11 protein-coding genes are annotated in these 13,334 nt (G+C 44.1%); 8 read left to right on the forward strand and 3 right to left on the reverse strand.

Translation table 11 applies throughout. The features are described 5' to 3' along the window. The first annotated feature begins 29 nt into the window (after nt 1–29). The 3 genes from ligA to dapA are packed head-to-tail and all read left to right on the forward strand — an operon-like array spanning nt 30 to nt 3,486. Nucleotides 30–2,024: an NAD-dependent DNA ligase LigA gene (gene ligA, locus M1P97_RS11555; protein ID WP_195371475.1), complete on the forward strand. Its 1,995-nt coding sequence runs from the start codon at nt 30–32 to the stop codon at nt 2,022–2,024. Then, nucleotides 2,021–2,539 carry a DUF6913 domain-containing protein gene (locus tag M1P97_RS11560; RefSeq protein WP_195371473.1) on the forward strand — a complete coding sequence of 173 codons (519 nt, stop codon included), beginning with the start codon at nt 2,021–2,023 and terminating at the stop codon, nt 2,537–2,539. Before ligA ends, M1P97_RS11560 begins: the two co-directional genes overlap by 4 nt. A gap of 53 nt (nt 2,540–2,592) precedes the next feature. Further along, nucleotides 2,593–3,486 (forward strand): 4-hydroxy-tetrahydrodipicolinate synthase, encoded by an 894-nt coding sequence (gene dapA / locus M1P97_RS11565; protein ID WP_075557385.1) that lies wholly within the window; start codon nt 2,593–2,595, stop codon nt 3,484–3,486. 188 nt (nt 3,487–3,674) lie between these two features. Here the strand turns inward: dapA and M1P97_RS11570 are convergent, their stop codons facing one another. Further along, complete coding sequence (locus tag M1P97_RS11570) at nt 3,675–5,339, reverse strand: AMP-binding protein (protein ID WP_249389153.1); 1,665 nt, start codon at nt 5,337–5,339, stop codon at nt 3,675–3,677. A 280-nt stretch (nt 5,340–5,619) separates the two neighbouring features. On the opposite strand from M1P97_RS11570, the gene hypD reads away from it, so the two are divergent. After that, complete coding sequence (hypD, locus tag M1P97_RS11575; RefSeq protein WP_075557390.1) at nt 5,620–8,058, forward strand: trans-4-hydroxy-L-proline dehydratase; 2,439 nt, start codon at nt 5,620–5,622, stop codon at nt 8,056–8,058. Nucleotides 8,059–8,076: 18 nt separating this feature from the next. After that, complete coding sequence (locus M1P97_RS11580; RefSeq protein WP_249389154.1) at nt 8,077–8,985, forward strand: glycyl-radical enzyme activating protein; 909 nt, start codon at nt 8,077–8,079, stop codon at nt 8,983–8,985. 85 nt (nt 8,986–9,070) lie between these two features. On the opposite strand, the gene M1P97_RS11585 is transcribed toward M1P97_RS11580, so the two are convergent. Continuing rightward, nucleotides 9,071–9,523, reverse strand: a complete 453-nt coding sequence (locus tag M1P97_RS11585) for a YhcH/YjgK/YiaL family protein (RefSeq protein WP_195371467.1) — start codon at nt 9,521–9,523, stop codon at nt 9,071–9,073. A 207-nt stretch (nt 9,524–9,730) separates the two neighbouring features. Between M1P97_RS11585 and M1P97_RS11590 the strand changes: the two genes are divergently transcribed. From M1P97_RS11590 to trhA, 3 genes are read left to right on the forward strand one after another with little or no spacing between them, the layout of a single operon-like run. Further along, nucleotides 9,731–11,941 carry a heavy metal translocating P-type ATPase gene (locus M1P97_RS11590; protein WP_249389174.1) on the forward strand — a complete coding sequence of 737 codons (2,211 nt, stop codon included), beginning with the start codon at nt 9,731–9,733 and terminating at the stop codon, nt 11,939–11,941. A 20-nt stretch (nt 11,942–11,961) separates the two neighbouring features. Further along, nucleotides 11,962–12,168 carry a heavy-metal-associated domain-containing protein gene (locus M1P97_RS11595; protein ID WP_249389155.1) on the forward strand — a complete coding sequence of 69 codons (207 nt, stop codon included), beginning with the start codon at nt 11,962–11,964 and terminating at the stop codon, nt 12,166–12,168. 7 nt (nt 12,169–12,175) lie between these two features. Further along, nucleotides 12,176–12,835, forward strand: a complete 660-nt coding sequence (gene trhA, locus M1P97_RS11600; protein ID WP_249389156.1) for a PAQR family membrane homeostasis protein TrhA — start codon at nt 12,176–12,178, stop codon at nt 12,833–12,835. A gap of 174 nt (nt 12,836–13,009) precedes the next feature. On the opposite strand, the gene M1P97_RS11605 is transcribed toward trhA, so the two are convergent. Then, a complete protein-coding gene (locus tag M1P97_RS11605) occupies nt 13,010–13,219 on the reverse strand; it encodes a DUF6722 family protein (protein WP_249389157.1) in 210 nt (69 codons plus the stop codon). Between the last annotated feature and the right edge of the window lie 115 nt (nt 13,220–13,334).

Consider the following 13,334-nt stretch of genomic DNA (forward strand, 5'->3'; position numbering starts at 1 on the left):
GTCAACTGTCGACTGTCAACTTTTTAAATATGGAGGCAAAGATTAAAGCACTTCGTGATGAACTGGAACAACATAATTATAATTATTATGTGCTTTCCACACCGACTATATCAGACCGTGAGTTTGATGAGAAGATGAAAGAGTTGCAGGCATTGGAAGAGGCCAATCCTGAATTTGCCGATCCGCATTCGCCGACGCAACGGGTAGGAAGCGACCTTTCGAAAGAATTCGAACAGGTGGTACATCAATACCCGATGCTATCTTTAGGAAATACCTATTCAGAAGAAGAAATACGTGATTTCTACGAGCGGACGGAACGTGCTTTGAACGAGCCTTTCGAAATCGTTGCCGAACTGAAATACGACGGCACTTCTATCTCGTTGATCTACGAAAACGGTCGGCTGGTACGTGCCGTTACCCGTGGCGATGGAACCCGTGGCGATGATGTCACGGCAAATGTAAAAACGATCCGTTCCGTTCCTTTGAAGTTGCGTGGCGACAATTATCCGGCTAACTTTGAGATACGTGGGGAGATCCTGCTTCCCTGGGCGGAGTTCGATCGTCTGAATAAGCAAAGGGAGGAACAGGAAGAACCTCTTTTCGCCAATCCGCGTAATGCCGCATCAGGAACTTTGAAACAACAGAATCCGGCCATTGTGGCTTCCCGTAAACTGGATGCTTACTTCTATTATCTGTTAGGAGAGCAGCTTCCGGCAGACGGACATTACGAAAACTTACAGATCGCCCGCACCTGGGGATTTAAAATACCGGATGTTATCCGTAAATGTAACAGCCTGCAGGATATTTTCGACTATATCGCTTATTGGGATGCAGAACGGAAAAACTTACCTGTTGCTACGGATGGCATTGTTTTAAAGGTAAACTCACTCCGTCAGCAGAAAAACTTAGGATTTACAGCCAAGAGTCCGCGTTGGGCTATTGCTTATAAATTTCAGGCCGAACGTGCCGTTACCCGCTTGAACTCCGTTTCCTTCCAGGTTGGACGTACAGGGGCGGTTACTCCGGTGGCTAACCTGGAACCGGTATTGCTGGCCGGAACAACCGTAAAACGTGCCTCCTTGCATAATGCCGATATTATAGAAGGGCTGGATTTGCATCTGGGGGATAATGTCTATGTAGAAAAAGGAGGGGAGATCATCCCTAAAATAGTTGGCGTGGATGTAGATTCGCGCTCTATGTTATTGGGAGCAAAGGTTACTTTTATCAAGACTTGCCCCGAATGCGGTACACCGCTTTATCGTCCGGAAGGGGAAGCAGCCCACTATTGCCCGAACGAATCGGGTTGTCCTCCGCAGATAAAAGGCCGAATCGAACATTTCGTTACCCGGCGTGCCATGAATATAAACATCGGCCCGGAAACGGTGGAAGACTTGTTCAATGCCGGTCTTATAAAGAATGTGGCCGACCTGTACACTTTGGAGGTTCCCGATCTGCTGCGTCTGGAACGCTGGGCGGAGAAAAGTGCCCGTAACCTGATGGTCAGCCTCGAAGAATCTAAACAGGTTCCTTTCGAACGTGTACTCTTCGGACTGGGAATCCGTTATGTTGGTGAAACCGTAGCCAAGCGTCTGGCATCCGCTTTCCATTCCATGAAACAGCTGGAAGAAGCCTCTTTGGAAACGCTTACGGAAGTAGATGAAATAGGGGAACGTATCGCCCGCAGTGTGGTAGATTATTTCGCCGACGAGGAAAACCGTACATTGGTAGCCCGTCTGGAAGAATATGGTTTGCAAATGACGGTAGCCGAAGAAGTGCTGGCAAACCGTTCGGACAAACTGAAAGGATTGTCTATTGTGATCAGCGGAACATTCACTCAGCATTCGCGTGACGAATATAAAGCGATGATCGAACAACATGGCGGAAAGAACAGTGGTTCCGTTTCCGGAAAGACTGATTATATCCTGGCCGGAGAAAACATGGGACCGGCTAAACTGGAAAAAGCTGCCAAACTGGGTGTAAAGATCATCAACGAAAACGAATTCCTAAATATGTTAGCAGAATGAGACTGACGAACCATTTTATCCGAAAGAAAGTAAAAGATCTGGCCGGCGCTCCCAAACGTCAGAGTCATTTCTGTACGCTGAAAGAGGCCCGTCATATCCTTGTCCTGTTCAATGCGGAAGACCGCGATATTGTCGAGCCATGCCTTGAAACATTACGTATGTTGCATAAACAGATCGATGTTTGTGTTTATGTGGCGGGTGATACGGTTCCTGAAATGGATCCGGCATACACAGTCATACACGGAAAGACCGATCTGGATATGTGGTACATCCCCAAGAATGATATACAAAAGAAATTTTGTGCCTGCAATGCCGATATTCTTATCGATCTCACCCGGGGTGATAACTATGTGATGCAATATCTGCTGTTGCAACACCCCGGAACATTTAAAGTCGGAGCACGAAGCAGCGAATTAGACTTGTACGATCTCACTATTTCTGTGACAGAAGATGCTGATATTAAGCATATATTCGGACATATCTTATTTTATTTGCAGACAATCCGTTCTAAATGATATAAATTCGTTATTTTTGCAGTGCTAAATAACAAAAAAGGAATATTTTCCCCATGGCAGACATAAATTTAAAAGGAATGGGTGTGGCACTGATCACTCCCTTTAAGGAAGACGAAAGTGTGGATTATGAAGCGTTAAGCAGACTGGTAGACTATCAGGTGCAGAACGGGACCGATTACCTGGTCGTGTTAGGAACTACTGCGGAAACGCCAACTCTCACTGAAGATGAAAAAAAGAAGATAATCAGCCTCGTTGTAACTAAGGTCAATGGTCGTATCCCTATTGTCCTGGGTGTCGGTGGTAATTGTACCCGTTCCATCGTAGAGAAATTGAAGAATGATAATTTCGATGGTATCGACGCGATCCTGTCTGTCGTGCCTTATTATAATAAACCTTCCCAGGAAGGTATCTATCAGCATTACAAAGCAATAGCAGAAGCTACCAAACTTCCGATCGTATTATATAATGTACCGGGAAGAACAGGTGTGAATATGACTGCTGCGACCACCCTCCGCATTGCCCGCGAATTTAAGAATGTGGTAGCAGTGAAAGAAGCATCCGGCAACATTACTCAGATGGATGACATTATCAAGAATAAACCGGCTAACTTCAATGTTATTTCCGGTGATGACGGCATCACTTTCCCATTGATCACTTTAGGTGCGATTGGGGTTATCTCTGTTATCGGTAACGCTTTCCCACGTGAATTCAGCCGGATGGTTCGTTTGGCATTGGCCGGAGATTACGATCATGCCCGCACCATTCACCATCGCTTCACCGAATTATTCGAACTGCTATTTGTAGACGGTAACCCTGCCGGAGCAAAGAGTATGTTGAATGCAATGGGATTCATTGAAAACAAATTGCGTTTGCCGCTGGTTCCGACGCGTATCACGACGTTCGAAAAGATCCGTGATGTGTTGCGCGAATTGAGTATTAAGTGCTAAATCTCGCAGATACAAACTGTATAATAACTCGAATTTTTACTGGTAAAATGAGTAATATACCCTTCACCTTTCACCTTTTTATACTCACCCTTTGATTTTTAAAGGCGTATGGGTGAATGGATAGGGTGAATGGTGAATGGTTTAATGCTGTTTTATCATGTAGGGGAAAAACGAGGTATCAGCCATCCTTAAATATCTTCTGCCGGCTGGTATAAATACCGTTTAATACTACGTTTCGGAGTCTTTTCGAACTCTTCCTGGTAGAGTTTGAAGCAAGTGACTTTACTGTATGACGGCATTTCTGTATTCAACTGGTCGATGTTCTGTTGCATCAGTTTCTCTATTTCGGAATGCTGGATGCCGGCTTTGTCTACCTGCTCCCAATCAGGATAGATCAGGGCGACTAGTTTACCGCCTTGCGAAATGATCAACGATTCAGCGACATAAAGCATATTGTTCAGACGATCTTCGATCTCTTCCGGATAAATATTCTGTCCGCTCGGACCGAGTATCATTGTTTTACTGCGACCGCGGATATAAAGGAAGCTATCGGAATCGATTGTACCCAAATCGCCGGTGCGCATCCAACCGTCAGGCATCATAACAGCTTTCGTCGCTTCCGGGTTCTTATAATAACCCAACATAACATTCATTCCGCGAACCAGTATTTCACCGACTTCGTTGGCCGGATCAGCTGAATCGATGCGGGCTTCCATACGGTCGACGATACGACCGACCGAGCCTTGTTTGAATGTATCCCATTGTTCATAGGCAACTAACGGGCCGCATTCCGTCATACCGTAGCCGACCGTATAGCGAAACTTGATCGAACGGAGGAATTCTTCCACTTCTCTGTTTAATGCTGCACCACCGATCACAACTTCTCCAAACTTGCCTCCGAACGAATCATTCAGTTTCCTGGCGATCGTATCGAGAACCTTCTGGTCGAGGTAAGGTACCTTCAGCAGTAATTTGATCAGGGGCTTTTCCAGTTCAGGGAATATCTTGTTCTTGACTATCTTTTCAATAATAAGAGGCACAGCCAATATCAAAGCCGGTTTGACGCGGGCAAAAGCTTCTGCAATAATCTTGGGGCTGGGGGTACGAGTCAGGAAATGTACGTGACATCCTTTGTTTACACAATTCAGTATCTCGAAAGCCAGACCGTACATGTGCGCCATTGGAAGCATACAAACAACACTATCGCCCGGATGGATAAACGGCAGGTTGTCATAAGCAAACTGTGTATTGCTCCATAGACTGCGAAAAGGGATCATCACCCCTTTGGAAAAACTGGTCGTTCCGGATGTATAATTCAATACAGCCAGTTCTTCCGGTTGCTCGGTATGATATTTCACATCTGCAGTCGTGAAGGAGCGGGGATATTTCTTCCCGAAATATTCATTGATCCTGTCGCGTACGATACGTACATCTTTGTTCTTACTTTTGATAATGGAGAAATTATCCAGCATCATGAACAACTTGACATCGGGCATCATCTGTTCATTCATGTTCTCCCAGTTGTTAGCTCCGGCCAGAACAGCTTTTGCCCCGGAATGATTGACAATATGATGGATGTTATCCGGCTTAAACTCATGCAGGATCGGTACGGCAACAGCGCCATAAGCCAATATGCCGAAAAAACAAATAGCCCAGTTGGACGAGTTACGTCCCACCAATGCCACTTTATCTCCTTTCTTTATTCCTGCGTGTTCGAGAATTATATGAAATTTTTCTATACGACGGGCCACATCTTTATAATGGTATGTATGTCCATTATAGTCGGAGAAAGCAGGTAAATCCCAATGTCCCTTGATACTGTTCTCTATAAGTCCTAAAAAACGATTTTCCATGTAGATATATTTATATGAATAACCATGAAATCTGAACGAATGTTGCAAATATACTAAAAAATACAGACGCTATTATTTTGTTTATTCATGAAAAGTTTTTATGTTTGCGGTGTTCATGTAACACTTTGCAAATAATATGATTATAAAAGGCTACAGAAAACTCTTCAATTGTTTAATGTTCTATCTTTAAACAATCCTTTCTCTCCCGGGTCTTGCTGCCTGCGGTGCGGCAAATTCTTGCATTAACGTATAGTGTTCACGAATAAATAAACCATTCAAAATGAGTACAACAACAGCTCAACGTGCACCTCTGAGTGCATCAAACTTTGCTCCCACAGTAGAAGCAAATGCTTATGGTATGAACGACCGTATCAAACGGTTACGTCAGCTTTCTTTCGAGGCTGAACCTTCTTTATCGATCGAACGGGCACTGATCGAAACTCGTTTCTACAAAGAAAATTACGGGAAATATCCTATTCCTATTCTGAGAGCATTGAACTTTCTGGAAATATGCAAATATAAGACTATCTATATCGGTAAGGATGAACTGATCGTGGGCGAACGTGGTCCGGCTCCTAAAGCTGTTCCTACTTTCCCGGAATTGACTTGCCACAGTGTGGAAGACCTGCATGTATTAAATACCCGCGAACTGCAGCGTTACACCATCAGCCAGGAAGATATCGATACTTACGAACGTGAGGTGATCCCTTACTGGAAAGGACGTACACAGCGTGAACGTATTTTCAGCCATGTTCCGAAAGAATGGAAGGAAGCATACGAAGTGGGTATGTTTACAGAGTTTATGGAGCAACGTGCTCCGGGCCATACTGCTCTCGACGGAAAGGTTTATCAATATGGTTTACTGGATCTGAAAGAACGTATTGCCAAAGAGCTGGCGGATCTTGATTTTATGAATGATCCCGAAGCAACGGATAAGCAGGAAGAACTGACTGCTATGTCTATCTCCTGCGATGCGGCTATCCTGTTCGCAGAACGTCATGCCGACCTGGCTGACGAAATGTCGATGACGGAGAAAGATCCGAAGCGTGCTGCCGAACTGCGTAAAATCGCTGAAGTTTGCCGTTGGGTTCCGGCTCATGCCCCTCGTTCTTATTGGGAAGCTATCCAGATGTACTGGTTTGTCCATCTGGGAACTATTACAGAATTGAATGGTTGGGATGCAATGAACCCGGGCCATTTTGATCAACATCTGGCTCCTTTCTATGAAAAGGAAATAGCTGCCGGAACGCTAACCCGTGAAGAAGCGAAGGAATTGATGTCATGCTTCTTTATTAAGGTAAATAACCATACGGCTCCTCCCAAGGTTGGTATTACTGCTAAGGAAAGTGGTACATACAATGACTTTACCAACCTGAATATCGGTGGTGTAAAGGCTGACGGTAGCGATGGTGTAAGCGAAGTGTCTTATATCATGCTTGAAACGATTGAAGAACTGCATATCCTGCAGCCGGGTAGTGCCATTCATGTAAGCGCCCGTACGCCGGAACGTTTCTTACGTGCCGGATGTAAGGTGATCCGTCAGGGACATGGTTATCCTTCTGTGTTTAACCCTGATGTCTATATCCAGGAACTGATGCGCCAGGGTAAATCATTGCATGATGCACGTGAAGGCGGTTGCAGCGGTTGTATCGAAGTCGGTGCGTTCGGTAAAGAAGCCTATGTGTTGACGGGTTATCTGAATGTACCGAAGATTTTGGAAGTGACGCTGCATAATGGTGTCGATCCGGTGTCAGGTCGTAAAGTGGGATTAGAAACAGGTGATCCGTGCAGTTTTGCAAGTTATGATGAACTGTATGCGGCTTTCATGAAGCAGATTCATTATTTTGTGGATATGAAGGTGCGTGTGAGCAATTATATCGACCGGATGTTTGCTAAGTATGCTCCGGCAACCTTTCTGTCGCTGTTTATCGACGATTGCATTGCTAAAGGGCGCGATTATTACAACTGTGGTCCGCGTTATAATACGACTTATATCCAATGTACCGGCTTGGGTACGATTACCGACAGCCTTTCTTCATTAAAGAAACATGTGTTTGAAGACAAACGTTTCACTATGGATGAAATGCTGAAAGCGATGGCAAACAACTTTGTCGGAGCGGAAGTTATGCGTCAGACGATCCTGAACCGTACGCCGTTCTTTGGTAATGATGATGAATATGCCGACTCAATTGCTGTTCAGATGTTCAACGACCTGTACGATGCTATTGAAGGCAAACCGAATACGAAAGGAGAATGTTTCCATTTGAATATGTTATCGACAACTTGCCACGTCTATTTTGGAAAAGTAATGGGAGCCACTCCGAACGGTCGCTTGGCTGAGAAAGCGATTTCCGATGGTACTTCACCTTCACATGGTGCCGATACGCACGGACCGTCTGCTGTTATCAAGTCATTGGGTAAACTCGATCAGGTAAAGAGCGGCGGTACGTTATTGAACCAGCGCTTCCTGCCGAGCCTGTTGAAGCGTGAAGAAGATATTTCGAAACTGGCCTCCCTGATCCGTAGTTACTTCGCATTGGGCGGACACCATATCCAGTTCAATATCGTAGATACGGAGACTTTATATGCAGCCCAGAAATGCCCTGAAGATTATCGCGACTTGTTGGTACGTGTAGCCGGTTACAGCGATTACTTTAATGATATGAATGCCGACCTGCAGGCTGATGTGATTGCACGTACGGAACAGGATAACTTTTAATTAGTTGGCAGTTGACAAGTGAGTTTGATATTCGATATTAAGCGCTATGCAATAAACGACGGGCCGGGTATCCGTATTACTATCTTTATGAAAGGATGCCCGTTGTCGTGTGTGTGGTGCCATAACCCGGAAGGATTGTCCAGCCGGAAACAGAAGCTATATACAAAGAAAAAATGTATAGGATGTCGTACCTGTGTGGATAATTGTCCGCAAAAGGCATTGACTTTGACACCTGATGGGGTTGTTACCGACTCCTCTTTGTGTGATCTGTGCGGTAAATGTGCAGAAGTTTGTCCGGCTATGGCAATGGAAATTTCGGGAACGGAATATTCCATCGACTACCTGATGAAGGAGATCGAGAAGGAGACGGTTTTCATGGATCGATCGGAGGGGGGTGTTACTTTCTGTGGAGGAGAACCATTATTACATCCGGACATGTTGCTCGAATTGCTTCATCGTTGCGGTGAGTTGGGTATTCATCGTGTTGTCGATACGACATTGTATGCTAAACCGGATGTTGTACAGAAGGTGATGGAACATACCGAACTTTTTCTAGTGGACTTAAAGCACATGGATTCTATTAAACATAAGCTTTACTGCGGAGTTCCTAATGAGTTAATACTGTCTAACTTACGTATGATAGCAGATGCCGGTCATGAGTTTTATATCCGTATCCCTTTAATAGAAGGAGTGAATGCAGACGAAAAAAATATAACCCGGTCGGCGGAGTTTTTAGCTTCTTTGCCCTGGCAGTATCATACGGTAAACCTGCTTTTGTATCACAATATAGGTAAGAACAAACATGAGAAACTCGGGACGGTTTATAACCCGGATCATTATCCGATGGAAACCCCTTCGGAAGAAACGGTACGACGTTGTAAGGATATATTTAGTCGTTACGGAATAGATGTTATAATAGGAGGATAAGATAAAAATAAGCAAGCCGGTATCTTCCATAAAGATTAGATCGATCTTTATTCGGAAAATACCGGCTTTGTCGTATCTGGCAATATTATTCTTCTACCTGTACTTTTACAATCACTTTACGGATACTTCCTTCACCGATGCCGGGTGCATGGCCGTCTTCAGGAAAATAAACGGCAAACTGTCCGGGATAGATTTTGGTATAGGCTGTGGGACGGTCTACATAAAAAGCAATATCTTTCTCTTCATCATAAGGTATAGAAACTTCCTGCAATTCGCAACCGGGTTTCCATCCGATCTTTTCTACTCCTAATAAAGGAAGCTGTATATCGATATACTTTTTATGTGTTTCGATGGCAGCCTCTTTTTTGTCTTTACCGAACAGGGTTACAACGTTCACGAACAAACGTGCTCCATCCAGTTCATACTTTCCGTCTTCTATCTTCGAGAAATCCGTAGCTTTTATGTAATCGAATGCTTTTTTGAATAAGGGGTGCAAGCGTTCTACCTTTTCTGTGTTGTTTAAGGATTCAAGTATCATACGTATTCGTTTTTTAATTCATTCGTTAATTATGTTTGACAAAGATCGTATATCCGAATGTTAAATAATAGGACAAATATACCAAATAAATCTATTTATTTAGTACATATCTTAAAGGGCTGGTTTGAAAATCCGCAACTTTGTTGCAACTGTTTTATTCGTATCTTTGTTCTTCTTTTAAGAGGTAGAATTAAAACATAAGATATGATGAAAGAGATAGAAAGTAAGGTCTTACCTGTACTTGAGATGAGTTGTGCGGTTTGTGCCAACAATGTGGAGAGTACCGTCGGAGCACTAAGCGGAGTAGAAGAAGCAACTGTCAATTTCGCGGCTAATACCTTGTCTGTTAGGTTTCGTCCATCCGTTATCACTTTACAACAGATACAGGAAGCTGTACGGGCTGCCGGATACGATTTAATTATTGAATCGGAAGATCCGCTGGCCGAGCAGGAGGAAATGTCGCGCAAGCATTATAAGAAACTGAAACGTAATACAATAGGTGCATGGATATTATCTGTTCCTTTGGCTTTATTGGGAATGGTATTTATGCATATGCCGTATGCCAATTGGATTATGATGGTGCTGGCATTGGCCATTATGCTGCTGTTCGGGCGATCGTTTTATGTGAGCGGTGCGCGCCATGCTATCCAGGGAAAAGCCAATATGGATACGTTGGTTGCGCTCAGTACATCTATCGCTTTTATATTTAGTTTCTTCAATACCATATATCCTCAGTTCTGGTATGAACGGGGATTGGAGCCGCATGTTTACTATGAGGCTTCCGGTGTGATCATAGCATTCGTCCTGTTAGGAAAACTAATGGAGGAACGGGCCAAAAACAGTACTTCTTCGGCCATTAAAGGATTGATGGGGTTGCAACCTAAGACAGCTCGCCGGATTATAGACGGAAAAGAGGAAGAAGTTCCTATCTCTTCCTTACAGAGAGGGAATGTATTGAGTGTGCGTCCCGGCGAAAAGATCCCGGTGGACGGGCTCTTGCTGCAAGGTTCATCTTCTGTGGATGAAAGTATGCTGAGCGGCGAACCGATCCCGGTAGAGAAATCCGCCGGCGACCGCGTACTGGCCGGAACGATCAATCAGAAAGGAGCTTTTACGATGGAAGCTACCGGTGTAGGGAATGATACCATACTGGCACAAATCGTGCAGATGGTGCAGGCAGCCCAGGGGAGTAAAGCCCCGGTGCAGCGTATAGTTGACAAAATAAGTGGTATATTTGTTCCGGTCGTCGTACTCCTTTCTGTTATCACGTTCGTGTGTTGGATGGTGATCGGCGGTAGCAGTTATTTCTCTTATGCACTTCTTTCGGCTGTCTCTGTCCTGGTAATTGCCTGTCCGTGTGCTTTAGGCCTGGCAACGCCTACCGCTTTGATGGTGGGAATGGGCAAAGGGGCTGAAAGACATATCCTGATAAAGGATGCGTTCGCTTTGGAGAATCTCTGCAAAGTGGATACAGTCGTGTTGGATAAGACCGGAACATTGACAGAGGGAGTTCCTGTTGTGACGGAATCCTGTTGGCTGACAGAGTCGAATGTTTGTTATCTGGATATTTTGTATACGGCGGAATTAAAGTCGGAACATCCATTGGCTTCTGCTATTATCCGCTGGCTGGAAGATTCAGGGGCTTCCACTTGTGAAACCGACGGTTTTGAAAGTCTTACGGGCCGCGGTATACGTATGGAAGTCGAAGGCATTACATATTGGGTGGGAAGCCAGGGATTACTCGAAATGTTCGGGGCTGAAATCCCTGAAAAGACAATGGAGCAGATTCTTCACTGGCAGGAAGATGGCCAGAGTGTCGTTTATTACGGAAAAGGGAATGAACTGCTGGCTGCATTGGCTATATCCGACCGTATTAAACCGACTTCGGCTGCTGCAGTTAGGGCACTGACCGCAATGGGTATCGAAGTTCATCTGCTGACCGGGGACGGGATAAAAACAGCAGATAGAGTCGCTCATTCTTTAGGCATAAAATATTTCAAGGCAGAAGTGATGCCGAACGACAAGGAAGAGTATATAATATCTCTCCAGAAGTTAGGAAAGAAAGTGGCGATGGTCGGAGACGGCATTAACGACTCGCAGGCGTTGGCTCGTGCCGATGTGAGTATCGCGATGGGAAAAGGAACGGATATTGCTATGGATGTAGCTATGATCACATTGATCACATCCGATTTGTTACTGTTGCCCGAAGCAATTAAGTTATCCAGAAGAACTGTGCGCCTGATCCATCAGAATCTGTTTTGGGCATTCATATATAACCTGATCGGTATTCCGTTGGCTGCCGGTGTCTTGTTCCCGATAAACGGATTGTTGTTAAACCCGATGCTGGCAAGTGCTGCAATGGCTTTCAGCTCCGTGTCTGTCGTTCTTAACAGTTTGAGATTAAAATTTATGAAGTAATATTATAAACATATTGAATTATGGCAACAATGAAATTTAAAACAAATGCAAAATGTGGTGGCTGTGTGGCTGCCATCGGTGCGAAACTGAATAAGTTGGTAAAGGAAGATGAATGGTCTATCGACCTGAAATCACCGGAAAAGGTATTGGTGGTAACAGCTAATGTTCCGGCCGATATTGTTATTTCTGCGGTAACGGAAGCCGGCTTCAAGGCAGAACAACTGTAAGCCAAAGATGGTCAGGACCCAACAAAGACAAACGTATGGTGAAGAAGTAGCCAATGTGCTGACTCATGGGGCGGGGATGATTTTCGGAATAGTGGCTATCATTGTGTTATTGGTGGCTTCTATCCGGAATGGAAATCCCTGGGTCGTGGGTAGTTCGTTGGTTTATGCGCTGAGCATGACATCTTCTTACGTTACATCGACCTTTTACCATGCATCTGCGAATGCACGTAGTAAAAGGTTGCTCCGTCGTTTCGACCATAGTGCTATTTATCTGCATATAGCAGGAACTTATACGCCTTTTACCCTGATCGCCCTCCGTCATGAGGGCTATTGGGGATGGTTGTTATTTTCCATTGTCTGGATTGCGGCAGTCATAGGTATTATCCTCAGTTTCCGGAAGATGAAGAAGACGGATCATCTGAAAACCGTCTGTTATCTGGCCATGGGATGGGTCGTTGTCATTGCCTTCAAGCCTTTGTTGGATGTGTGTCGGCAAACCGGTTCGATGGATGTATTATACTGGCTGATAGGAGGAGGATTGTTCTATACAGTAGGATGCATTTTTTATTTCCTTGATAAATATAAGTATATGCACCCGGTATGGCATTTCTTTGTGTTGGGCGGCAGTGTCTGTCATTTTGTTTCGGTTTATCTATTGGTTAGATAAAGAAAAGAGAAAGTCGACAGGCTTTCTCTTTTGCTGAATGTTCATATACTTTATTTACATTGTTTCCCTTTAGAGTTCTTTTTATCATATTGTCTGTTCTGATATAATATCAGGACTATACCGCATAGAGCGAATATGCTTAATCCAACAAATAAATAAACAGCTTCCATATTTTTATTGTTTCTTTTTATAACATATAAAACCTAATAGTACAAGTAATCCAGTAGATGTTATGCCTGTTATTAATACAGTTATATGCTCTACTTCCATGTCCAATAAAGTGCTGAGTACAACCCCGGCAAATACCAACTTCGCAATATCGACAAAGAAATCGCCAAGCTTCTCATTAATAACCACCTGTGGTGGAATAGTCTTTTGTTTCATAGTTATAAGTTTTATTAAATGTATTGGCAAATATAAAGATTCCGATTAGAAAAAACAAATGTTAGAATAAAATAAAGGCTGGAAATAGTTTCCAGCCTTCGCAGATAAATAATCT

Origin of the sequence: Parabacteroides leei (genome assembly GCF_023369805.1) — a bacterium.
Classification (GTDB): domain Bacteria; phylum Bacteroidota; class Bacteroidia; order Bacteroidales; family Tannerellaceae; genus Parabacteroides; species Parabacteroides leei.

Bases quoted from the DNA above. Each gene is read 5' to 3' on its own strand.
- hypD (WP_075557390.1), top strand. From the start codon at position 5,620: ATGAGTACAACAACAGCTCAACGTGCACCTCTGAGTGCATCAAACTTT.
- M1P97_RS11590 (WP_249389174.1), top strand. From the start codon at position 9,731: ATGAAAGAGATAGAAAGTAAGGTCTTACCTGTACTTGAGATGAGTTGT.
- trhA (WP_249389156.1), top strand. From the start codon at position 12,176: ATGGTCAGGACCCAACAAAGACAAACGTATGGTGAAGAAGTAGCCAAT.
- M1P97_RS11595 (WP_249389155.1), top strand. From the start codon at position 11,962: ATGGCAACAATGAAATTTAAAACAAATGCAAAATGTGGTGGCTGTGTG.
- M1P97_RS11560 (WP_195371473.1), top strand. From the start codon at position 2,021: ATGAGACTGACGAACCATTTTATCCGAAAGAAAGTAAAAGATCTGGCC.
- M1P97_RS11605 (WP_249389157.1), bottom strand. From the start codon at position 13,219: ATGAAACAAAAGACTATTCCACCACAGGTGGTTATTAATGAGAAGCTT.
- ligA (WP_195371475.1), top strand. From the start codon at position 30: ATGGAGGCAAAGATTAAAGCACTTCGTGATGAACTGGAACAACATAAT.
- dapA (WP_075557385.1), top strand. From the start codon at position 2,593: ATGGCAGACATAAATTTAAAAGGAATGGGTGTGGCACTGATCACTCCC.
- M1P97_RS11570 (WP_249389153.1), bottom strand. From the start codon at position 5,339: ATGGAAAATCGTTTTTTAGGACTTATAGAGAACAGTATCAAGGGACAT.
- M1P97_RS11585 (WP_195371467.1), bottom strand. From the start codon at position 9,523: ATGATACTTGAATCCTTAAACAACACAGAAAAGGTAGAACGCTTGCAC.